General features: G+C 73.8%; 17 protein-coding genes and 2 tRNA genes. 12 read left to right on the plus strand and 7 right to left on the minus strand.

From position 1 onward, the window contains the following. The first annotated feature begins 231 nt into the window (after positions 1-231). The 3 genes from GD970_RS01535 to dusB all read left to right on the plus strand — a co-directional run bounded on the left by GD970_RS01535 (position 232) and on the right by dusB (position 4013). A complete protein-coding gene (locus tag GD970_RS01535; protein ID WP_193314860.1) occupies positions 232-1635 on the plus strand; it encodes a glycine--tRNA ligase in 1404 nt (467 codons plus the stop codon). 206 nt (positions 1636-1841) lie between these two features. Next, a complete protein-coding gene (locus GD970_RS01540) occupies positions 1842-2675 on the plus strand; it encodes a hypothetical protein (RefSeq protein WP_152199944.1) in 834 nt (277 codons plus the stop codon). A 111-nt stretch (positions 2676-2786) separates the two neighbouring features. After that, positions 2787-4013, plus strand: coding sequence for a tRNA dihydrouridine synthase DusB (gene dusB / locus GD970_RS01545; protein ID WP_152199946.1), 1227 nt, complete (start codon positions 2787-2789; stop codon positions 4011-4013). 172 nt (positions 4014-4185) lie between these two features. On the opposite strand, the gene GD970_RS01550 is transcribed toward dusB, so the two are convergent. Further along, positions 4186-5946 carry a glycoside hydrolase family 13 protein gene (locus tag GD970_RS01550; protein ID WP_226925067.1) on the minus strand — a complete coding sequence of 587 codons (1761 nt, stop codon included), beginning with the start codon at positions 5944-5946 and terminating at the stop codon, positions 4186-4188. A 348-nt stretch (positions 5947-6294) separates the two neighbouring features. Continuing rightward, on the minus strand, positions 6295-7323 hold the full coding sequence (locus GD970_RS01555; RefSeq protein ID WP_152199949.1) for a LacI family DNA-binding transcriptional regulator: 1029 nt from the start codon (positions 7321-7323) through the stop codon (positions 6295-6297). A gap of 191 nt (positions 7324-7514) precedes the next feature. On the opposite strand from GD970_RS01555, the gene GD970_RS01560 reads away from it, so the two are divergent. The 3 genes from GD970_RS01560 (at position 7515) to GD970_RS01570 (ending at position 11416) form a co-directional block, all read left to right on the plus strand. Next, on the plus strand, positions 7515-8750 hold the full coding sequence (locus GD970_RS01560; protein ID WP_152199951.1) for a sugar ABC transporter substrate-binding protein: 1236 nt from the start codon (positions 7515-7517) through the stop codon (positions 8748-8750). Positions 8751-8883: 133 nt separating this feature from the next. Continuing rightward, a complete protein-coding gene (locus GD970_RS01565; RefSeq protein ID WP_152199954.1) occupies positions 8884-10494 on the plus strand; it encodes an ABC transporter permease subunit in 1611 nt (536 codons plus the stop codon). A gap of 1 nt (position 10495) precedes the next feature. Beyond that, positions 10496-11416 carry a sugar ABC transporter permease gene (locus GD970_RS01570; RefSeq protein ID WP_152199956.1) on the plus strand — a complete coding sequence of 307 codons (921 nt, stop codon included), beginning with the start codon at positions 10496-10498 and terminating at the stop codon, positions 11414-11416. Positions 11417-11441: 25 nt separating this feature from the next. Here GD970_RS01570 and GD970_RS01575 read toward each other — a convergent pair whose 3' ends face one another. Continuing rightward, the gene (locus GD970_RS01575) at positions 11442-12653 is read right to left on the minus strand and encodes an alpha-amylase family protein (protein WP_152199959.1); all 1212 of its coding nucleotides are present in this window, start codon (positions 12651-12653) and stop codon (positions 11442-11444) included. A gap of 56 nt (positions 12654-12709) precedes the next feature. On the opposite strand from GD970_RS01575, the gene GD970_RS01580 reads away from it, so the two are divergent. From GD970_RS01580 to GD970_RS01590, 3 genes are all read left to right on the plus strand, one after another. Beyond that, positions 12710-14038 (plus strand): deoxyguanosinetriphosphate triphosphohydrolase, encoded by a 1329-nt coding sequence (locus tag GD970_RS01580; RefSeq protein WP_152199961.1) that lies wholly within the window; start codon positions 12710-12712, stop codon positions 14036-14038. A gap of 128 nt (positions 14039-14166) precedes the next feature. Beyond that, positions 14167-16353 carry a DNA primase gene (dnaG, locus tag GD970_RS21445; protein WP_193314861.1) on the plus strand — a complete coding sequence of 729 codons (2187 nt, stop codon included), beginning with the start codon at positions 14167-14169 and terminating at the stop codon, positions 16351-16353. A gap of 114 nt (positions 16354-16467) precedes the next feature. Then, the gene (locus GD970_RS01590; protein WP_152199964.1) at positions 16468-17217 is read left to right on the plus strand and encodes a DUF4352 domain-containing protein; all 750 of its coding nucleotides are present in this window, start codon (positions 16468-16470) and stop codon (positions 17215-17217) included. Between the two features lie 100 nt (positions 17218-17317). Here the strand turns inward: GD970_RS01590 and GD970_RS01595 are convergent, their stop codons facing one another. The 4 genes from GD970_RS01595 to GD970_RS01610 all read right to left on the minus strand — a co-directional run bounded on the left by GD970_RS01595 (position 17318) and on the right by GD970_RS01610 (position 19206). Beyond that, positions 17318-17941 carry a malonic semialdehyde reductase gene (locus GD970_RS01595; RefSeq protein WP_226925068.1) on the minus strand — a complete coding sequence of 208 codons (624 nt, stop codon included), beginning with the start codon at positions 17939-17941 and terminating at the stop codon, positions 17318-17320. 123 nt (positions 17942-18064) lie between these two features. After that, positions 18065-18262, minus strand: a complete 198-nt coding sequence (locus GD970_RS01600) for a hypothetical protein (protein ID WP_152199966.1) — start codon at positions 18260-18262, stop codon at positions 18065-18067. A gap of 300 nt (positions 18263-18562) precedes the next feature. Next, positions 18563-18638, minus strand: a tRNA-Asn gene (locus GD970_RS01605). Between the two features lie 64 nt (positions 18639-18702). Beyond that, a complete protein-coding gene (locus tag GD970_RS01610; RefSeq protein WP_152199968.1) occupies positions 18703-19206 on the minus strand; it encodes a hypothetical protein in 504 nt (167 codons plus the stop codon). A 71-nt stretch (positions 19207-19277) separates the two neighbouring features. On the opposite strand from GD970_RS01610, the gene GD970_RS01615 reads away from it, so the two are divergent. The 3 genes from GD970_RS01615 (at position 19278) to GD970_RS01625 (ending at position 21262) form a co-directional block, all read left to right on the plus strand. Next, positions 19278-19351, plus strand: a tRNA-Ile gene (locus GD970_RS01615). A gap of 161 nt (positions 19352-19512) precedes the next feature. Next, on the plus strand, positions 19513-20286 hold the full coding sequence (locus GD970_RS01620; protein WP_152199970.1) for an RNase H family protein: 774 nt from the start codon (positions 19513-19515) through the stop codon (positions 20284-20286). A gap of 745 nt (positions 20287-21031) precedes the next feature. Continuing rightward, entirely contained in the window at positions 21032-21262 is a 231-nt protein-coding gene (locus tag GD970_RS01625) for a hypothetical protein (protein ID WP_152199972.1), read from the plus strand. Positions 21263-21590: the final 328 nt, after the last annotated feature.

Below are 21590 nucleotides of genomic sequence, written 5' to 3' on the forward strand. Positions count from 1 at the left end.
ATCATTCTCAGGGCGAATGAGAACCATCGTCAACTGCGCGAGGTGTGGGGGCCGCCACGCACAGGCCGCCGTCCCGCCCGGGACCGGCGGGCCGGATCTGACCCGGGCCGGGCAACATGGTTAGGTGGGGGCATCGTGGGCGGGACCGCGCACTCGCGCCCGTCCCGCCCGTCGCCCGCGCCCGCCAGGCGCGGGTCCGATGCCCGCACCCGCCAGGTGCGGGCCCGCACCATGAACCGGAGTGAACACGTGGCCGCACCCTCGCGACTCGACAACGTCATCAACCTCGCCAAGCGGCGGGGCTTCGTCTACCCCTCGGGGGAGATCTACGGCGGGACCCGCTCCGCCTGGGACTACGGCCCGCTGGGCGTCGAGCTCAAGGAAAACATCAAGAAGCAGTGGTGGCGCGCCATGGTCACCTCCCGTGACGACGTGGTGGGCCTGGACTCCTCGGTCATCCTGCCGCGCCAGGTCTGGGTGGCCTCCGGCCACGTGGGGGTGTTCACCGACCCGCTCACCGAGTGCCTGAGCTGCCACAAGCGCTTCCGTGCGGACCAGATGGAGGAGGAGTACGAGGAGAAGAAGGGCCACGCCCCGGCCAACGGCCTCGCCGACATCGCCTGCCCCAACTGCGGCACCCGCGGGCAGTGGACCGAGCCGCGCGACTTCAACATGATGCTCAAGACCTTCCTCGGCGCCGTCGAGGACGAGACCGGGCTGCACTACCTGCGCCCGGAGACCGCACAGGGCATCTTCGTCAACTTCGCCAACGTCATGACCTCGGCGCGCAAGAAGCCGCCGTTCGGCATCGGCCAGATCGGCAAGTCCTTCCGCAACGAGATCACCCCGGGCAACTTCATCTTCCGCACCCGCGAGTTCGAGCAGATGGAGATGGAGTTCTTCGTCGAGCCCGGCACGGACGCGGAGTGGCACCAGTACTGGATCGACGCCCGCACGCAGTGGTACACGGACCTGGGCATCGACGGCGCGAACCTGCGCCACTACGAGCACCCGCAGGAGAAGCTCTCCCACTACTCCACCCGCACCGTCGACATCGAGTACCGCTTCGGCTTCCAGGGCAGCGAGTGGGGCGAGCTCGAGGGCATCGCCAACCGCACCAACTTCGACCTCACCACGCACTCGGAGCACTCCGGTCAGGACCTGAGCTACTTCGACCAGGCCAAGAACGAGCGCTGGGTGCCCTACGTCATCGAGCCGGCCGCGGGCCTGACCCGCTCGCTCATGGCCTTCCTGGTGGACGCCTACACCGAGGACGAGGCGCCCAACACCAAGGGCGGGGTGGACAAGCGCACCGTGCTGCGCCTGGACCCGCGCCTGGCCCCGGTCAAGGCCGCGGTCCTGCCGCTCTCGCGCAACGAGCGCCTCTCGCCGGTCGCCCGCGACCTCGCCCAGGAGCTGCGCGGGTACTGGAACGTCGAGTTCGACGACGCCGGCGCCGTGGGCCGGCGCTACCGCCGCCAGGACGAGGTCGGCACCCCGTTCTGCATCACGGTCGACTTCGACTCCCTCGAGGACCAGGCCGTCACGGTGCGTGAGCGCGACACCATGGCCCAGGAGCGCATCGGCCTGGACCAGGTGCGCGGCTACCTCGCTCAGCGCCTGCCCGGCTGCTGACCCGCCTCGGCGCGGCCGGGGCGTTGTCCCGGTCGCCGCGGGACGGCAGCAGGCTTCCCGCGCCTCGGCCGGCGGCCGGTTCCTCGGACCGGTCGCCGGCCGAGTGCGCGCGAACGCGCGCACCGATCCGTCGGCGGGCGCGCCGACGAGGTGATACACCGGGGACAGGGCCGCGCACGTGCGGCTGGGCTCCGGAGGTGTGGGCGATGGCTGTCTCAGGTTCGGGCCCGCGCCGGTTCGCCGTTCGCGCGGCCCTGGGTCTGCTGGCCGCCGTCGCCCTGGTGGGGTGCACCGACGAACCGGCCCCCAGCGAGTCCTCGCCGGCGACGGCCGGGCCCGGCCCGGCGCCGCCCTCCGCCAGTGCCCCGGCACCATCCGCCTCAGCGGGCACCGGTGCAGACGGCGCGGCCTCGCCGGGCAGCACCGGTGCCGCGGCCCCGCCGGGCGGCACCGGCTGCGCGGCCACCGGCGCCGCGGTGCCGGACGGGGCCGCCTCCGCCCCGACCGTCGACCTCGACGGCGACGGCGCGCCGGACGCCCTGTGGCTCTCCGCCGGGGTCCCGCGGATCCTGGGTGTGCGCACCCACTCCGGGGCGGTGTTCTCCGTGGAGTTCTCCAGCGGGGCGCCTCAGGCCGCCCGGGCGCAGGGCCAGCGGCTCGCCGACGGCTCGGCGATCATCCTGCTCGACACCGGCCGCGCGGTGCCGCTCTACGCCGTCGTCGACTGCGCCATCGTCCCCACCCGCAACGTCCAGGGCCACCAGTACACCTTCGACCTCGGCTTCACCGGCTACGGCACGGGCGTCAGCTGCGAGGACGTCGGCAAGGGCCTGCAGCTCGTCGGGTGGAACGCCACCAGCGCCACCGGCGACAGGTTCGAGGTGACCCGCACGCCCATCGAGCTCGCCGACCACGGAGCCCGGGCGACGAACGGCCCGACCACGACCGTGGCCCGAGGCGTGCCCGTGGACGACTCCGCGGTCACCGCCGCGCACGGCGTCAGCTGCGACGGGGCGCCGCCTCCCGTCGTCGAGCCGTGACCCGGCGGCCGGGCGCGATCGCCATCCCGCTCGCGGCCAGAAAGCCATGGTGGTCGCAGGTCACACCCCGGCCGGGTTGGGCGCTCCGGACGCCTCGGGGACAATGTCCCGGTGACTGAGCTGCAGATCGGCGCCGTGCGCCTGGGGAGCCCGGTGGTCCTCGCCCCGATGGCCGGGGTGACCAACCCGCCGTTCCGGCAGCTGTGCCGCGAGGCGGGGGTGGAGGGGCTGCGGGCCGCCACCGGCACCGCCCCCACGGCCGCGCCGGCCAACGGCACCCACGCGCCCGCCGGGCTGTACGTCACGGAGATGATCACCTCCCGCGCCCTCGTCGAGCGCACCCCCGAGACGATGCGGATGATCACGCCCGACCCGGCCGAGCCGGTGCGCTCGGTCCAGCTCTATGGCGTCGACCCCGCCACCATCGCCGCGGCCATCCGCATCCTCGTGGCGGAGGACCGCGCCGACCACGTCGACCTCAACTTCGGCTGCCCGGTGCCCAAGGTCACCCGCAAGGGCGGCGGCGGCGCGCTGCCGTGGAAGCGGGACCTGTTCGACGCCATCGTCACCGACGCCGTCGCCGCCGCCCGCGACGCCTCCGCGGGCCGCGACCACGAGGTGCCGGTGACCGTCAAGATGCGCATGGGCATCGACGACGACCACCTCACCTACCTCGACGCCGGCCGGCTCGCCGAGCGCGCGGGCGTCGCCGCGGTCGCCCTGCACGCCCGCACGGTCGCCCAGCACTACTCCGGCCAGGCCCGGTGGGAGCACATCGCCCGCCTCAAGGAGGCCGTGACGACCATCCCGGTGCTGGGCAACGGCGACATCTGGTCCGCCGAGGACGCCGAGGAGCTCATGACGCAGACGGGCTGCGACGGCGTCGTCGTCGGCCGCGGCTGCCAGGGCCGGCCGTGGCTGTTCACCGACCTCGTCGCCGCCGGGCACGGCTCCGACGTCCGGGTCCGGCCCGGCCTGGCGGAGGTCGCCGCCGTCATCCGCCGCCACGCCGAGCTCATGGTCGAGCACTTCGGCGAGGAGGGGCGGGCGCTGCGCGAGATGCGCAAGCACATGGCCTGGTACCTCAAGGGCTACGTCGTGGGCGGGCCCACCCGTCACGACCTCGGCATGGTCTCCTCGCTCGCCGAGCTCGACGACCGCCTGGCCGCCCTCGACCTCGCCCAGCCCTATCCCGGCGCCGGCGCCGAGGGCCCGCGCGGGCGGGCGGGCAGCGCGAAGCAGCCGCACCTGCCCGACGGGTGGCTCACCAGCCGCGACATGGACGCCGGGCTGCGGGCCATGCTCGCCGAGGCCGAGCTGTCGGTCTCGGGAGGCTGACCCCGACCGCCCCCGGCGAGACGTCAAGTTCTCCACATCATCTTCGGAGGAAAACTTGACGTCTCACGACGCACGTGACATCTCGACGCCAGCTTGACGTCTCGCGACGCACGTGACGTCTCGACGCCAACTTGACGTCTCGATGCCAACTTGACGTCTCACGGGGGAGGGGTCAGCGGGTGAGCCACACGGTGGTGTCCGTGGGCACGAGCGTGGCGCCGCCGTCCTCGACCAGCTCGCCGCTGGCCACGAGCACGCGGTGGCCGGCCGGCAGCCGCGCCGGCGTCGCGCCGAGGTTGGTCACCACGACGACGTCCCCGCGGGCGCCGTCGGCCGGGCCGTTGACGAACGCGACGACGTCGGGCCCGAGGCCCGGCGCCCAGGCGAGCGAGCCCAGCGCCAGGCCGAGCTCGCGGCGTAGCCGCAGGGCCGCGCGGTACAGCTCCAGGGTCGAGCCCGCCCGTCCGGTCTGGGCGTCGACGGCGTAGCGCGCCCAGTCCGCCGGCTGCGGCAGCCAGGCGGCGCCGGTGGGGGAGAAGCCGTACGCGGGGGCGTCCGCCTCCCAGGGCAGCGGCACCCGGCACCCGTCGCGGCCCTTCTCGGCGCCCTGGGTGCGGAAGAAGGCGGGGTCCTGACGGGCGTCGTCGGGCAGCGCGGTGTGCTCGGGCAGGCCCAGCTCCTCGCCCTGGTAGAGGTAGGCCGAGCCGGGCAGGCCGAGCATGAGCAGCGTCGCGGCGCGGGCGCGGCGCAGCCCGAGCTCGGCGTCGGGCTGCGGGTCCTCGGCGCCGATGCCGTTGGGGCCCTTGCCGGTGGCCTCCAGCCCCAGCCGGGAGGCGTGGCGCACGACGTCGTGGTTGGACACCACCCAGGTGGTCGGGGCGCCGACGGCGTCGTTGGCGGCGAAGGAGGCCTCGACCACCTCACGCAGCTCCTCGGCGTGCCACCGCGAGACGAGGAAGGCGAAGTTGAACGCCTGGTGCATCTCGTCGGCCCGGACGTAGCGGGCGAGGCGCTCGAGCGGGTCGACCCACGCCTCGGCGACGAGGATGCGCTCGTCGGGGTACTCGTCGACCACCCGCCGCCAGGCGCGGTAGATCTCGTGGACCCCGTCCTGGTCGAACATCGGCGGCCGGGTGCCCTCGTGGGCGGAGGCGGCCGGGGCGTCGTCGTCGGCGCCCTCGACCATCGTGACGCGGCCGGACCAGTCGGGCAGGCCCTGGGCCTTGACCAGGCCGTGGGCGACGTCCACGCGGAAGCCGTCGACGCCGCGGTCGAGCCAGAACCGCAGCACGTCCTCGAACTCGGCGTGCACCTCGGGGTTCTCCCAGCTGAGGTCCGGCTGGGCCGCGTCGAAGAGGTGGAGGTACCACTGCCCGTCGCCGGCCCAGGCCGAGCCGGCGGCGTCGGGGCGGTCGCACACCCGCGTCCACGCCGGACCGCCGAAGACCGACTCCCAGTTGTTCGGCGGCTCCTCGCCGGTCTCGCCGAGGCCCTCGCGGAACACGTAGCGCGCCCGCTCGGGGCTGCCCGGGCCGGCGGCGAGGGCCTGGCGGAACCAGGCGTGCTGGTCCGAGGTGTGGTTGGGGACGAGGTCGACGATCACCCGCAGGCCGAGCTGGTGGGCGCGGGCGAGCAGCGCGTCGGCGTCGGCCAGGGTTCCGAAGCGGGGATCGACGTCGCGGTAGTCGGCCACGTCGTAGCCGCCGTCGGCCTGGGGCGAGCGGTAGAACGGCGAGAGCCACAGGGCGTCGACGCCCAGGCGCGCCAGGTGGTCCAGCCGGGCCGTGATGCCCCGCAGGTCGCCCATGCCGTCACCGTCGAAGTCGGCGAACGAGCGCGGGTAGACCTGGTAGATCACCGCCTGTCGCCACCACTGAGCGTCGGCGGTGGCGGGGTGGACGAGGGTGCTGGTGGCGGTGGTCTCGACGGTCACGGTTCTCCAGGCGGGTCGGGCGCACGTGTGGCGCGGTCGGCGGAGACACGGGTGGTGCGGTGGTCGGTGCGCCGGGCGGCGCGGGGCGCGCCGGGTGGCGCGCGGTCGTGCAGGCGTGCCGGGTGGCGCGCGGTCGTGCAGGGGCGGCGTGTGGCCCGGCGGGAGTGGTCCGCCGGCCGCGCGACGCGACCGGCCCACCGGGCCGGCAACCCGCGGGTCGGGCACGGCCTCCGGTACCCCGCGAATGCCCCTGACCGCTCCGGCCACCCTGGGTACGCGACGTCGCCGCTGTCCGCTTCGCACGCTATGTCGGGCGGCGACCGGGTGTCCAGGCGGGCGCCGCGCCGCTCAGATCAGCGTGCCGGTGAGTCCGGGCGCCGCCGCCGTGGACCCGCGCACGATGAGCTCGGGCACGAACAGCAGGTCGCTGCGCGGCACCGCCTCCCCGCCGATCTCGGCCACCAGCGTGGTCACGGCCGCCTGGCACATCGCGCCGACCGGCTGGCGGATGGTGGTCAGCGGCGGGTCGGTGAAGGCGATGAGCGCCGAGTCGTCGTAGCCGACCACGGACAGGTCCTCCGGCACCCGCAGCCCGCGCGAGCGGGCCGCCCGGACCACGCCGAGCGCCATCAGGTCCGAGCCGCAGATGACGGCGGTGCACCCGGCGTCGAGGAGCATCGAGCCGGCGCTGAGCCCGCCCTCGACGGTGAACAGGGTGGTCACCACGGCCGGGTCGGCGACCTCGAGGTAGGTCGCCATGGCCTCGCGGAACCCGTCGCGCTTGCGCTGGGCCGGCACGAACCGGTCCGGCCCGACGGCCAGCCCGACCGTGCGGTGGCCCTGGGAGGCGAGGTGGCGCACGGCGAGGTCCATGCTGCCGCGGTCGTCGGTGGAGAACGACGGCGCGTCGATGGCCGGGTTGTGCCCGTTGAGCAGCACGAACGGCAGCCCGCGCTCCCGCAGCCGCAGGTACCGGGAGGGGTCGGCGTGGGTGTCGGCGTGCAGCCCGGAGACGAACACGATGCCGTCGACGCCGTGCTCGAGGAGCATCTCGACGTAGGCGTCCTCGGTGGTCCCGCCGGGGGACTGCGTGCACAGCAGCGGCGTGTAGCCGTCGATGGCGAGCATCGACTCCACCGCCTGCGCGAAGGCCGGGAACACCGGGTTGGACAGCTCGGGCACCACGAGGCCGACCAGGCCGGCCGAGCGCGCGCCGAGCTTGTCGGGGCGCTCGTAGCCGAGCAGGTCCAGCGCGGCGAGCACCGCCCGGCGGGTCTCGGCGGCCACGCCGGGCTTGCCGTTGAGCACGCGCGAGACAGTCGCGGTGCTGACGCCGGCCTGCTCGGCGACGTCGGTGAGCCTGGTGCGCCCTTGCATCCTGGTCCTACTTCTTGCTCGGGTGTGCGCGTCCCTGCGCACGATGGAAACTGATGCCTGAAAGTTACTGCAAGTGGTTGCACCGGCGCCACCACTCTTCTACTGTCGAACCCATCCGAAATTGCCCTTGAGCAGCGTTGACGGGGCATTTCGCGGATGAAACGGACAACATTCTCTTACAGGAGCTGAAGATGCGACGAAGCATCACCCTCGTGGCCGCGGTCGGTGCGACCCTGGCCCTGGCCGCCTGCTCGGGCGGCTCCACCGACGACTCCTCCGCCAGCCCGGCCGCGGAGGAGACCAGCGCCGCCGCCGACGGCGGCTCCCTGACCATCTGGGTCGACGAGACGCGCCAGCCGGCCGTGGAGGCCGCCGCGGCGAAGTTCGAGGAGGAGACCGGCGCCAGCGTCGAGACCGTCCTCAAGAACTTCGACGACATCCGCGCCGACTTCAACGCCCAGGTGCCCACCGGCAAGGGCCCGGACATCACCGTCGGCGCCCACGACTGGCTCGGGGAGCTCACCGCGAACGGCGTGGCCGCCCCGATCGAGCTGGGCGACAAGGCCGCGGAGTTCGAGCCGGTGGCCGTGGAGGCGTTCAGCAAGGACGGCCAGGTGTACGGCCTGCCCTACGCCGTCGAGAACATCGCCCTCATCCGCAACACCGCCCTCGCCGCGGAGGCGCCGGCGACCTGGGACGACGCCGTCGCGGCCGGCAAGGCCGCGGGCACCACCTACCCGATCCTGCTGCAGATGGGCGAGGAGGGGGACCCGTACACGATGTACCCCCTGCAGACCTCCTTCGGCGCCCCGGTGTTCACCCAGAACGACGACGGCACGTACAAGCCCGAGCTGGCGCTGGGCGGCGAGGCGGGCAACGCCTTCGCGCAGTTCCTCGCCGCGCAGGGCGCCGCGGGCGTGCTCGACCCGGCCATCACCTACGACATCGCCGTCGAGGCCTTCGCCAAGGGCGAGTCGCCGTTCATCGTCGGCGGGCCGTGGATGATCGCCAGCTTCAAGGACCTCGACCTGGCCATCGACCCCATCCCGAGCGCCGGCGGCCAGCCCGCCCAGCCGTTCGTCGGCGTCGCCGGCTTCTACGTCAACGCCCAGAGCGACAACTCCCTGCTCGCCAACGACTTCCTCGTCAACTACATGGCCACCGAGGAGGCGCAGCTGGCCCTCTACGAGGCCGGCGACCGCCCGCCCGCCCTGATCGCCGCGGCCGACGCCGCGTCCGAGAACCCCGTCACCGCCGGGTTCCGGGACGTCGGCGCCGACGCCCTGCCGATGCCGTCCATCCCCGAGATGGGCTCGGTGTGGGAGTTCTGGGGCGTGACCGAGGCCGCCATCGTCAGCGGCGCCCAGGAGCCCGTCGCGGCCTGGGAGAAGATGGTCGCCGACATCCAGGGCGCGCTCGGCGCCTGACCGACCCGAGGGCGTGCGGCCTGGCGGCCGCACGCCCTCGCCGCACCCCGCTGCCGGCGCCCCGCCGCCCCTCCGGGCGGCGACGTCGGCGCCACCCTGGCCGGCCGCGACGCCGCGGCCCGACGGAGGACCGATGACCCCCCAGCCCCTGCCCACCATCCCGCGCCGCCGGTGGCGGCCCGACCGGCGCGGCCCGCTCTCCCACGCGCGGAACTTCGCGCCGGGCTTCCTCGTGAAGCTGTTCCTCGTGGGCCTCGTCGACGCGCTGGGCGTCTACGTGGTGCTGGCCGCCTGGGCGCAGGAGTCCTACGGGATCCTCTGGGCGATGGTGGGCCTGCTCCTGGTCACCAACTACGTGTACTTCGGCCGCCGGATGCTCGCGGCCAAGTACCTGCTGCCGGGCCTGGCCTTCCTGCTGGTGTTCCAGATCTTCGTCGCCGTCTACACCGCCTACGTCGCCTTCACCAACTACGGCGACGGGCACAACTCCACCAAGGCCCACGCCGTCGAGGCGCTGCTCGTCCAGAACGAGCGCCGGGTGGAGGGCTCCGACGCCTACCCGCTGACCGTCCTGGCCGACGGCGAGCAGCTCGCCTTCGCCGTCGTCACCCGGGACGGCGAGGTGCGCGTGGGCAGCGCGGACGCCCCGCTCGAGACCGTCCACGACGCCACGACGGCCGACGGGACCGTCACCGCGGTGCCGGGCTACCAGGTGCTGGACCGGCAGGAGATCCTGCGGCGGCAGGCCGACGTGACCGCCCTGCGGGTGCCGGTCTCCGACGACCCGGCCGACGGGTCGGTCCGCACCCAGGACGCGCGCAACGGGTACGTCTACCTCTCCACCCTGGAGTACGACGAGGCCGCCGACACCATGACGGACACGGCCACCGGGACCGTCTACCGGCCCAACGACGAGGGCCAGTTCGAGGCCGCGGACGGCTCGGTGCTGCCGGTGGGGTGGCGCGTCGTCGTCGGGTTCGAGAACTTCGTGACCGCGTTCGGCGACGAGCGGTACGCCCAGCCGTTCGTGAAGATCCTGGTGTGGAACTTCGCGCTGGCGCTGCTCTCCGTCGTCAGCACCTTCCTCCTCGGGCTCTTCCTGGCCATCGTGCTCAACGACGGGCGGGTGCGCGGGCGGCGGCTCTACCGGACCCTGCTGATCCTGCCGTACGCCTTCCCCTCCTTCCTCGCCTTCCTGATGTTCCGCGGGATGCTCAACGAGCGGTTCGGGTTCGTCAACCAGGTGCTGCTCGGCGGCGCCGACGTCCCGTGGCTGACCGACCCGTGGCTGGCGAAGGCGGCGGTGCTGCTGGTCAACCTGTGGGTGGGCTTCCCCTACATGTTCCTCATCTGCACCGGCGCGCTGCAGTCGATCCCGGCCGACGTCATGGAGGCCGCCGCGATCGACGGCGCCGGCCGGTTCACCACCTGGCGCCGGATCACCCTGCCGCTGCTGCTGGTCTCCACCGCGCCGCTGCTCATCTCCTCCTTCGCCTTCAACTTCAACAACTTCAGCCTGATCTACATGCTCACCGGCGGGGGGCCGCGCTTCGCCGACGCCTCCGTGCCCCTGGGGCACACCGACATCCTCATCTCGATGGTGTACTCGGTCTCCGGCGTGGACGGTTCGGCCCCGAAGAACTACGGGCTGGCCAGCGCGCTGTCGATCGTCATCTTCCTCATCGTCGGCCTGATCTCCGCCCTCGCGTTCCGGCAGACGCGCAAGCTCGAGGAGTACAACTGACATGGCCACCGACCTCGCCCGCGCCGCCGACCGCACCGCCGGCCGCGCCCCGGGCCACCCCGCCGCGAACCGCATGGGCCGGCGCCGCTGGTTCTCCGAGATCGGCTGGCGCCACGTCGTCGGCGTCCTCGCCGTCGTCTTCGCCGCCTTCCCGCTGGTCTACGTCCTCTCGGCGTCGCTGAGCGAGGGCGGCACGCTGACCGGGTCCAACGCCCTCTTCGAGGAGGTGAGCCTGGGCAACTACGCCGCCCTCAACGACTCGCCGTTCTGGACGTGGATGCTCAACACCCTGTTCATCGGCGGGACGACGGCGGTCGGCACCGTGCTCATGGGCGCCGCGGCGGCCTACGCCTTCTCCCGCTTCCGGTTCACCGGCCGGCGAGCCGGCCTCACGGCGATGCTCGTCATCCAGATGTTCCCGCAGATGCTCGCCTTCATCGCGATCTTCCTGCTGCTGCTCGGGCTCGGGAACGTCGTGCCGATCCTCGGGCTGAACAGCAAGCTCGCGCTGATCTGCGTCTACCTGGCCGGGGCGATGGGCGTGAACACCTTCCTCATGTACGGGTTCTTCAACACCGTCCCCAAGGAGCTCGACGAGGCAGCGCGGATCGACGGCGCCAGCCACGCCCAGATCTACTGGACGATCGTGCTGCGGCTCGTGGCGCCGATGCTGGCCATCGTGGGCCTGCTGTCGTTCATCTTCACCCTCAACGAGTTCATCATCGCCCGGGTGGTGCTGCAGTCCGAGCGCAACTGGACCTTGGCGGTGGGGCTGTACGGGTGGGTCTCGGAGCTCCTCGAGGCGAACTGGGGGCTGTTCGCCGCCGGCGCGGTCATCTCCGCGCTGCCGGTGCTCGTGCTGTTCCAGCTCCTCCAGCGCTTCATCGTCGGGGGGCTGACGACCGGGTCGGTCAAGGGCTGAGCGCCCTCCCCGTCACCGGCCGCGCTCAGGACATCGCCAGCCACACCGTGGTGTCCGGCGGCACCGTCGCCTCCCCGCCCACCGGCGCGGGCAGGTCCGCGCTGGCGTGGAGGATCTCCCGCTCGGCGGGGACGACCACCGCCTCGACGCCGAGGTTGACCAGCACGAGCACCTCGCGGTTGAGGAAGGCCAGCGTGCCCGCAGGGGCGTCGATCCAGCCCACCGGCCCGGTGCCCAGCCGCAGCTCGTCGCGCAGGCGCAGCCCGCGGCGGTAGCGCTCGAAGCGGGAGTCGGCCCGGCCCTTCTGCGCGGCGACCGCCGCGGCGGTCGCCCGCACGGCCGCGGCGACGTCGCCCGCCTGGCGCAGGCCCACCGCCTCGCCCAGGTGCAGGTAGGCGGTGCCGGGCAGGGCGAGCATGAGCGCCGCGGCCGCGTCGTGGCGGCGCTCCAGGGCGGCGGCGTCGAGGTCGCCCCACTCGGCGGGGGCGGACAGCGCCGCGGTCGCCAGCGTCCAGCCCGCCGGCGCCCCGACCGGGTCGCGCAGCGTGTAGGCGTCGGTGATCGCGGCCCGCAGCGCCTGCGGGCGCCACGGGGTGACGACGAGGCGGTCGTCGCGGGTGACGTGGAGCCAGTCCTCGTGCAGGTGGGCGGCCAGGGCGGCGCGGTCCCGGGCGGTGCCGCCGCCGGTGAGGATGACGTCCTCGCCGTGCTCGGCGATGAGCGCGTGCAGCGCACCGAGCTCGATGCCCGCGTGGCTGTGCGGGCCGAGCGGGGGCACCGGGCGGGTCGCGGAGATGAGGTCGATGCCGTCGATGCCCCGGTGCAGCCACGCGGTGCACCGGGCGAGGTGCCAGGCGGCGGCGTCGGTCTGCGGCGGGGCGTCGGTGCCGGCCAGGGCGACGAGGACCTTGATGCCGCGCTGGTGGGCGCGGCGCACGAACGCCTCGACGACCCCGCGCGCCGGCTCGGTGCCGGGGTCCAGGCCCGGGCAGTGCACCTCGATGGCGTCAGCGCCCAGCCGCGCCACGTGCGAGATCTCCGCCGTCAGCGCCTCCAGGCCGGCCAGGTCCGCCTCGCCGCGCACCTGGAGGACGACGGCGTGCTGCCACCAGGCGGTGGGCCGCCGGGTGCTGCGGTGGACCACGGTGGTCGTGGTGACGTCGCCGAGCCGGGGCGCCCGCCGGTCGGGCGCCTGCTCGCCGGGCGTCGCCTGCGCCGTCGTCTCGTGGTCCGTCACGGCGCCATTGTGGACCACGCGCCGCCGGCGCACCCGCCATCCCGTAGGCTCCTGGCGTGCCCCAGGAGTCGTCAGCCCTCGATCATGGCGTCCGGGCTCACGCCTCCGCCGAGCCCCGCCGCCCCGAGGCCTACACCCGCCGCGATCGCGAGCGCCGCTGGTCCGAGCCGGCGAAGAACCCCCGGCGGACGGCCTTCGAGCGGGACCGGGCGCGGGTGCTGCACTCCTCGGCGCTGCGCCGCCTGGGCGCCAAGACTCAGGTGCTGGGCCCGACCAGCGACGACTTCGTCCGCACCCGGCTGACCCACTCGCTCGAGGTCGCCCAGGTGGGTCGCGAGCTCGGCAAGGCGCTGGGCTGCGATCCCGACGTCGTCGACGCCGCGTGCCTCTCCCACGACCTGGGCCACCCACCCTTCGGCCACAACGGCGAGCGGGCGCTGGACGAGGTCGCGGCGGGGATCGGCGGGTTCGAGGGCAACGCCCAGACCCTGCGGCTGCTGACCCGGCTGGAGCCGAAGACCGTCGGCGAGGACGGCACCAGCGCCGGCCTCAACCTCACCCGCGCGAGCCTGGACGCGGCCACCAAGTACCCGTGGCGCCGCGGCGACGGGCCACCCCGCGCCGACGGCACCCCGACGCCCAAGTTCGGCGTCTACGAGGATGACCTGCCGGTCTTCGACTGGCTGCGCGAGGGGGCCCCGGCCGGGCGGCGCTGCCTCGAGGCGCAGGTCATGGACCTCGCCGACGACATCGCCTACAGCGTGCACGACGTCGAGGACGCCATCGTCGGCGGCCGGGTGGACCTGGCGCGGCTGCGCCGGGCCGGGGAGCAGGAGCGCGTGGTCGGCCAGGTGCGGGCCTGGTACGACCCGCCGGTCGACGACGACACCCTCGGGGCGGCCCTCGACCGGCTGGTGGGCCTGCCGATCTGGATGCCCGCCTTCGACGGCTCGCGGCGCGACCTGGCCGGCATCAAGAACATGACGAGCCAGCTCATCGGCCGGTTCTGCGGCGCGGCCGAGGCCGCCACCCGCGCGACCTACGGCGAGGGGCGGCTCACCCGCTACGCCGCCGACCTGGTCGTGCCGCCGGAGACGCTGGCCGAGATCGTCGTGCTCAAGGGCGTCGCGGCCCTGTACGTCATGGCCCCGCGCGAGCTCGAGCCGCTGTACCTGGCCCAGCGCACCATCATCTTCGACCTGGTCGACGCGCTGCTGGAGACCGGCGACCGGCACCTCGAGCCGCCCTTCGTCGGTGACTTCCGCGCCGCGGCCGAGGACGCCGCGCGGCTGCGGGTGGTCGTCGACCAGGTGGCCTCGCTCACCGACACCTCGGCGAACCAGTGGCACGCCCGCCTGCGCGGGATGCTCTCGGAGGTCTTCTGACGCCCCGCCCCGCCGGCGAGACGTCAAGTAGTGCGCGAGACGTCAAGTCCGTCACGAGGCGTCATGGGTTGCGCCACCCCCGGGGACACGCGCCCGGGTGCGTCGGTATCGCCACCTACACTGACGCCATGGCAGGCCTGATCCGACGCGAGGACATCGACGCGGTCCGCGAGCGCGCCCGGATCGAGGAGATCGTCGGCACCTACGTCACCCTCAAGTCCGCCGGCGTGGGCTCGATGAAGGGCCTGTGCCCCTTCCACGACGAGCGCACCGCCTCCTTCCACGTCCGCCCCCAGCTCGGCCTGTGGCACTGCTTCGGCTGCGACGAGGGCGGCGACGTCATCTCCTTCGTGCAGAAGATCGACCACCTGTCCTTCACCGAGGCGGTGGAGATGCTGGCCGGGAAGGTCGGCGTCCAGCTGCGATACGAGGACGGCGGCACGGGCCGGCCCCGGGAGGAACCGGGGCGGCGCCAGCGCCTCGTCGACGCCCACCGCGTCGCCGAGGAGTTCTTCGCCGGCCAGCTGGACAGCCCCGAGGGCGAGGCCGGGCGCCGGTTCCTCGCCGAGCGCGGCTTCGACCGCCAGGCCGCGGCGACCTTCGGCGTCGGCTACGCCCCCAAGGGCTGGGACCACCTGCTGCGCCACCTGCGCGGGCGCGGTTTCACCGAGGCCGAGCTGACCGCCTCCGGGCTCGTCTCGCAGGGCAACCGGGGGATCTACGACCGCTTCCGCGGCCGCCTCGTCTGGCCGATCCGCGACATCACCGGGGAGACGGTCGGCTTCGGCGCCCGCCGCCTCTATGACGACGACCAGGGGCCCAAGTACCTCAACACCCCCGAGACGCCGATCTACAAGAAGTCGCACGTGCTCTACGGCCTGGACCTGGCCAAGCGCACCATCGCCAAGGAGCGGCGCGTCGTCGTCGTCGAGGGCTACACCGACGTCATGGCCGCCCACCTGGCGGGCGTCGGCACCGCCGTGGCCACGTGCGGGACGGCGTTCGGCACCGACCACGTCAAGATCGTCCGCCGCCTGCTGGGTGACACCGCCGACGTCGCCGCCGGGGTGATCTTCGCCTCCGGCGCCACCCGGGGCGGCGAGGTGATCTTCACCTTCGACGGCGACGCCGCCGGGCAGAAGGCCGCGCTGCGCGCCTTCGAGGAGGACCAGCGCTTCGCGTCCCAGACGTTCGTCGCCGTCGGGCCCGACGGGCTGGACCCGTGCGACCTGCGCCTGCAGCGCGGCGACGCCGCGGTGCGCGAGCTCATCGCCGGCCGGCAGCCGCTGTTCGCCTTCGCGATCCGGTCGGTCCTGGGCCAGCTCGACCTGGCGACGGCGGAGGGCCGGGTGGCCGCCCTGCGCGCGGCCGCGCCCGTGGTCGCCGGCATCCGCGACCAGGCGCTGCGCTGGGAGTACACCCGCGAGCTCGCCGGGTGGCTGGGCATGGACGAGCCGACCGTGCGCAGCGCCGTCCACGCCGCGGAGCGGGCCCAGGGGCGGGTCGACCTCACGCCGCCCCCGCCCGACGGCGGTCCCGGCGGGGGGTTCGGCGGGCGCCGTCAGGGCGCCCCGGGCGGCCGCCCCGAGGGCCGCTGGGACGGCCGGCAGGCGGCTCGGGGCGGGGCACCGGGCCGGGCCGGGCGCGACGGCGGGTTCCGCGGCCGCGAGGGTGGCTTCCGGGACGGCCCGGGCGGGCGCGACGGCGGCTTCCGGGACGGCGGCCGCCCCTCCTTCCAGGACCGCGGCTACCCGGACCGTGCGACCGCGCCGGGCACGATGCCCGGCGGCCAGCGCCCGCCCCGGGAGGACCCGGTCGCCCGCCTCGAGCGGCAGGTGCTCGAGGTGGTCCTCCAGCTGCCCCAGCACGCCCTCGGCGCCGGCTTCGACGACCTCGCCCCGGACACCTTCACCGTCCCGGCCTACCGGGGGGTGCACGACGCCATCCGCGCCGCGGGGGGCACCCTCGCGTACGGCCAGGAGGTCGAGCGCTACGCGGCCCAGCACCCCGGCGGGGACGCCGCCCGGCACGCGGCGGGCTGGTGGGCCGAGCAGGTCCGCGAGAACGCCGTCGGCCCGGTGGCCGGCGTGATCACCGAGCTGGCCGTGGCCCCGCTGCCGGAGGACCGGCCCGAGGCGCTGTCCGGCTACGCCCGCGGCGTGCTCGTGGCCCTGATCCGGATGGGCCTGACCCGCGAGATCGCCGACGTCAAGGGACGGCTGCAGCGCACCGACCCGAACGACCCGGCCTACGCCGACGTGTTCGCGGCCCTGATGGAGCTGGAGAACCGCCGCCGCGCGCTCAGCGTGGACTGAGGGGACATCGTCGCGGCGTTGCGCGTGCACGAGCGCGGCATCGCGGCCAATGTTGTACCTGAAGAACGTCGGGCGCGCCGCCCGGTCAGGACCGCCGTCGGGAGGGGCACGGTTATGGGGGAGCAGCTGCTGCCTCGCACAGCGCCCGTCCACTCCCTCCGCCGTTTCCTCGCTCGGCTGCACCCCGCACGCCGCACCCCCGGCGGCGACGCCGTCGGCGGCCTGGGGGCGATGGCGGTCGTCGGCGCCGTGGCCATCCTCGCCACCGCGGCGCTCGTCCTCGGGATCATCGCCGTCTGGCCCACCCAGGGGCAGCACCCGCGCACCTCGGCCACCCGGCCCCCCGAGGGGGCCGTGCTCGGCGCCGAGGGCCGCCCGGACGTCATGGCGCCCGGCGCCGGGCCGCTGACCGGCCGCCTCCAGCCCCCGGGCACCACGGGCGGGGCGACGGACGAGGCCCGGGTCCGGCTGGGCCAGCCCGCCCGGGTCGGGACCTGGGAGGTCGCCGTCCGGCGCACGGACCTGCGCGAGTTCGCCGCCGCGGACGGACTCTCCTCGCCGGGGCGGGGAGAGCGCGTGCTGGAGGCGCAGGTGACCGTCACCAACGACGGCGCGGCGCCGGCGGACCCGGGCCTGGATCTCCTCGTCGGGTACCTCGGCCCGGACGGGGTGGAGTACAACGGCGACGCCGGCGGAGTGTGCCCGACGCGGGAGGCGGTCTTCGGGCGCGGCAAGATCCCGCCGGGGGAGACGGTGCGCGGCAGCGTCTGCCTGGGTGTGCCGGCCCGCGCCGTCGAGGGCGGGGCGTGGGTGCTGCGCACCCCGGCGGAGTACGCGCGGCCGAAGGTGTTCGCCGCCCGGTAGGGGGCCGGCAGGCGGCGGCCGCCGGCCGTGAGAGCGAGGTTCGCCGCGTGGCCGGGAACGGCCCGATGGGCCGGGCCCGGCCACGCGACGATCGTGGGGCTCAGAGGGCCGAGACGACCTCGTCGAAGGGCAGGCGCGGCAGGCGGTCCCGGAAGGCGTTCTCGGCGGGCTTGCCGATGTTGACCGCGACCAGGACGCGGTGGCGCCCGTCCGGGAAGAACTCGCGGGAGACCGCCTCGGCGTCGAAGCCGGTCATCGGTCCGGCGGCCAGCCCGGCGGCCCGGATGCCGATGATCGCGTAGCCCACCTGCAGGCCGGCGTTGAGCTCGGCCATGCGGGCGCGCGACGCCTCGTCGCCGGCGAGCATGTCCCGCGCACCGGGGTTGTGCGGGAACGTGCGCGGCAGCTCCTCGTGGAAGTCGATGTCCGCCGCGAGGAGGGCGGTCGCGGGGGCGGCCGCCGTCTTCGCCCGGTTGCCCTCGGCCATGTGCGGCAGGAGTCGCTCCTTCGCCTCGGCGGAGCGGACCACGACGACGCGCAGCGGCTGGGTGTTCATCGCCGTGGGCGCCCACTTGACGAGCTCGAAGATCGCGGCGAGCTGCTCGTCCGTGACGGGCTCGTCCGTGAAGGCGTTGGCGGTGCGGGCCTCGCGGAAGAGCAGGTCCTGGGCGTCCTCGTCGAGGAGCAGCGCGTCGGCGATGCGAAGATCAGTTGAAGTACTCACGCCTAGTGCAGCCACGGCCGTGGCCCGGCGATTCCGCAGCGCGGCGTGATTGATGCCATAGCCAGCCCGCGTGTCAGCCGCCGTCGCGCGGCGCGGCCCGGGACCGGTGGGGCGTGTTGACCCTCAGTTGCTCCCGCTGGCGTCGTCGCAGGACGGGCACAGGCGGACCTCGACGTCCTCGGCGGCGCCCCGCCCGACCCGGCGCAGCGGCTCCTCGTGGGTGCCGCACACGGCGCACAGGTGGGCGCGACGGGGCCAGGCGTCGGAGAGCTCGAGCATCCCGAGCGCGCCGTCGCCCAGGCGGATGGCGTGAAAGGTCACATGAATAAGTATGTCGTTTGTCCGATTCGTTGCCAAGTGCCCTCCGGGCTAGGGGCACACTCACCGGACCTGCCGGGCCGCGGAAGACGCTCCTGGAACTTCTCGACCTCGAGGTCATCCTCCGGAGCCGAACGGCGGCTGGGGAGGAGCCTTGTCGGCGCCCGGGGGCCGTGCCGACTGGGGCCCCGGCGGCCGCACCCGGTGGGCGCCCGGTGGCGCCCCGGCGGACGCGCGACGCTAGCGGCGGATGGGACAGCCATGAACGCGAGAGGCCCGGAACCGTGGAGGTTCCGGGCCGTGTGGCTCCCGCGACTGGACTCGAACCAGTAACCGTCCGATTAACAGTCGGATGCTCTGCCAATTGAGCTACGCGGGATCGCCGGATAGGACTCTAGCAAACAATCCGACCCCCTCTTGACCGCGAGGGGGCCGCTGCGCCGTTATGTGGGGAGTCCCACAGCGGCGCGCGCCCGGCTCTCGAGGGCGTCGATCACCCGGCGTTCGTCCTCGTCGCCCTGGAGCGGCCCCTGCGCGGTGAGCTGGGAGAACAGCGCGCCGTCCTCGCCCCGCCGGATCTGCGCCCGCAGCAAGGTGCCGTGCGGGGTCTCCGCGGTCTCGGTGTGGACCACGGAGGACTGCACGCGCTCGCGCACCGCGGCGGTGAAGGTCTCCACGTCGTCCGAGGCCGTGGTCAGGACGAGGGGCGGCTGGGCGCCGTCGACCCAGGAGACGGTGAACCGACGCAGCTCACCGTCCCACCTGCCGTGCTGGACGGCGTGCCAGGGGTGGTGGGCACGGATGCCCGCCGCGTCGGCGACGAGCAGGGCGCCGGTCGACACCACGGCCCAGGACCCGTCCTGGAGCTCGGCGACGGCGAGCGCGTCGTGCGGCTTGAGCTGCGCCGCCACCTCGCGCGGCAGTCTGTGGCCTCGGCGGAAGATCATGGGTGCCACGGTAGCCGGGCGCGCCCCGGTAGGGTGGACGGCGCCGTCGTCGCGCTCTCGCAGTGCGGCACGCCCCTGTAGCTCAGCTGGTCAGAGCAGCGAACTCATAATTCGTCGGTCGCGGGTTCAAGTCCCGCCGGGGGCACCGCCGCCTTTCGGCGGCCTGCCGTCAGCCCGGCGGACGGGACAGCCGGCCCGGCGAATGCCGTCGCGTCGCATCCCGTCCCCGCGGCTAGCCTCGTGCAGGCGGCTCCCTCGCGTCGCCGGGGCGGTCGTGGTCGTATCGACATCGGGGGAGGAAAGCCCGTGGAGGAGTGGTCTACACAAGCCGAGCTCGGTGAGCGGCTCGGCATCGACGCCCAGGCAGTCGGGGAGCTCCTGGTCGCCGCCGGACTGAAGGCCGGCCGGCACGCGACGGATGACGCGTTGGACCGGGGCCTCGCGGCACCCGACGTGACGGCGCTCGGGCGACCGTTCGTCCGGTGGCGGGCCGCCGAGGTCCTGCCCCTCATCGAGCCGTTGGTGCCGCGCATCGCTCCGCCGGCCGCCAGCGAGGCGCCCGCGCGGACCTCACGACGGACGACGCCCGCGCAGTCCGCGCGACGGTCCGCGGCCCCGGCGCGGCCCGTGCGGGGAGGGGGGACGACCTTCGACGTCGTGGTCGCGCTGCAGGCCGTCGCCGACCCGAACCCCGGCCCGACCGGGTGGGCGTATGTGAATCAGGAGACCTGGACACCCGCGTCAGGTGCGCTGCCCTTCGGGACGGATCGGGAGGGGGAGCTGACCGCCACGGTTCATCTGCTGGACGAGTCGCCGGCGGGCGCCAACCTGCTGATCAGGACGGCGTCCGAGTATCTCGTGAAGACCGCGACGGTGTGGGCGCCGAACTGGAAGCGCAACGGGTGGAGGAAGCGCAACGGGGAGACCCCGGCGAACCTCGACCTGATCCAGCTACTGCTCGCCAAGATCGAGGCGCGAGCGGGGCGCACCAGGTTCGGGCACGCCGCTGCGGACGACGAGTTCGTCATGGCGGCCGCCCAGAGGGCGGCCGAGGCGGCACGGGAGGTCGGCCGCTCGTAGGCGCTGAACAGCGCTGCAGAGGGCGGCGGGGCGTCCGCACCCGCCGCCCTCTGCCGTCGTCGGCGCTCGCCTGAGCGCTGTGCATCGGCTGCGGGTGGAGGCCGCCCAGGCCCCATGTCGGCCGAGCGTCCCGATCGTGGCGCCATATCGACAACGACGGCCTTGTCCCAGGGCTTCGTCCTCACCGGCTTCTGTCAGGGCCGGCATCGGCGGGCCCGGTTCATCCTGGCCGGTTGGGGGGGGGTCCCGCCCGGGGGCTCCCTCCTGGTCCATCGCGTCGGGCGTCCGCCGGCGCCCTGGTCAGGGCTTCCGCCGGCGCGCTCGCCAGGGCACCGTTCGGTGCCTTCCGGCGAGATCGAGGGACTACCGCCGTCGGTGAGCATCGCGGCTCATCGACGGCGATGACGCCGGCGGTCGCGCTTCCCGGCTGCGCACGGTCGGGGCATTCCTCGGCCCGAGAGCCCGATCGGGGCCCGGGAGACTGACCACTGTCGCAATACGTCGTAGCCGCCTCGAAAGAATGTGGCCCCCTTATTGCGACAACGGTAATTGCCGCGGACTCCAAGGAAAATCGCACCTCACGCTTGCGGCCTTTCGAGAAATCGCCTATGGTCGATGGACATCATCGTAAACAATCCGGCAGCGTGGCCGTGCTCACTTTTCCACCGAAAGGCGCTGCAAGCATCCCGGTGAATGTGGGCCGCGAGTGGACACGTGCCGGAACTTTGGGTTCAAGGAGGGAAAAATGAGTGCTGAGCAGTTCGGTCTGCCTGCCGCGCCGGAGGGCCTTGTGTGGTCGTTGCGTCGGCGTGGCGAGTCGGTACAGCTGCGCCTGCGGACCCGCGGGGTGTGGCCCAAGGTCGTCGCGGCGTGGAGCACCGATGCGTTCTCGAGGCTGTCTCCCGACCCCGGCACCGCGCTGAAGGAGATCGCCACGCAGATCAAGGCGAACGCCGGATATTCCACCGCCGCCTAAGAATCGTCGAGGTGTGCCCGGCCCTGGCCGGGCACACCGGGTTCTCGACGTCATGTGGAGTCGGCGAGCGGCATTCGACGAGAAACGGAGTGAGTTCCCTGAGATCGGTTCACGCGGGAGCACGGGTCGAGGAATCCCGCCTGCCCGCGACGCATGCGCACAACGCGGTCCCGCATTTCCAGCAGGGCCGCCGGTACGGCGCTCGCCTGGCTGGCGGGCATCAAGGCGGGGCGCACGCAGCGGACATCGTGGAGGAGTGGGGATGGCACTCCTTCCCCGCGAGTGATCCGCCGGCGAACTGGTAGGGCGCAACGGAGGGCCCGCACCG

It is taken from the genome of Georgenia thermotolerans (assembly GCF_009193185.1).
Classification (GTDB): domain Bacteria; phylum Actinomycetota; class Actinomycetes; order Actinomycetales; family Actinomycetaceae; genus Georgenia; species Georgenia thermotolerans.

Excerpts from the sequence above, each read along its gene's own strand:
- GD970_RS01535 (WP_193314860.1), top strand. The coding sequence starts at position 232 with ATGAACCGGAGTGAACACGTGGCCGCACCCTCGCGACTCGACAACGTC.
- GD970_RS01540 (WP_152199944.1), top strand. The coding sequence starts at position 1,842 with ATGGCTGTCTCAGGTTCGGGCCCGCGCCGGTTCGCCGTTCGCGCGGCC.
- GD970_RS01555 (WP_152199949.1), bottom strand. The coding sequence starts at position 7,323 with ATGCAAGGGCGCACCAGGCTCACCGACGTCGCCGAGCAGGCCGGCGTC.
- GD970_RS01560 (WP_152199951.1), top strand. The coding sequence starts at position 7,515 with ATGCGACGAAGCATCACCCTCGTGGCCGCGGTCGGTGCGACCCTGGCC.
- GD970_RS01565 (WP_152199954.1), top strand. The coding sequence starts at position 8,884 with ATGACCCCCCAGCCCCTGCCCACCATCCCGCGCCGCCGGTGGCGGCCC.
- GD970_RS01570 (WP_152199956.1), top strand. The coding sequence starts at position 10,496 with ATGGCCACCGACCTCGCCCGCGCCGCCGACCGCACCGCCGGCCGCGCC.
- dnaG (WP_193314861.1), top strand. The coding sequence starts at position 14,167 with ATGGCAGGCCTGATCCGACGCGAGGACATCGACGCGGTCCGCGAGCGC.
- GD970_RS01590 (WP_152199964.1), top strand. The coding sequence starts at position 16,468 with ATGGGGGAGCAGCTGCTGCCTCGCACAGCGCCCGTCCACTCCCTCCGC.
- GD970_RS01610 (WP_152199968.1), bottom strand. The coding sequence starts at position 19,206 with ATGATCTTCCGCCGAGGCCACAGACTGCCGCGCGAGGTGGCGGCGCAG.
- GD970_RS01625 (WP_152199972.1), top strand. The coding sequence starts at position 21,032 with ATGAGTGCTGAGCAGTTCGGTCTGCCTGCCGCGCCGGAGGGCCTTGTG.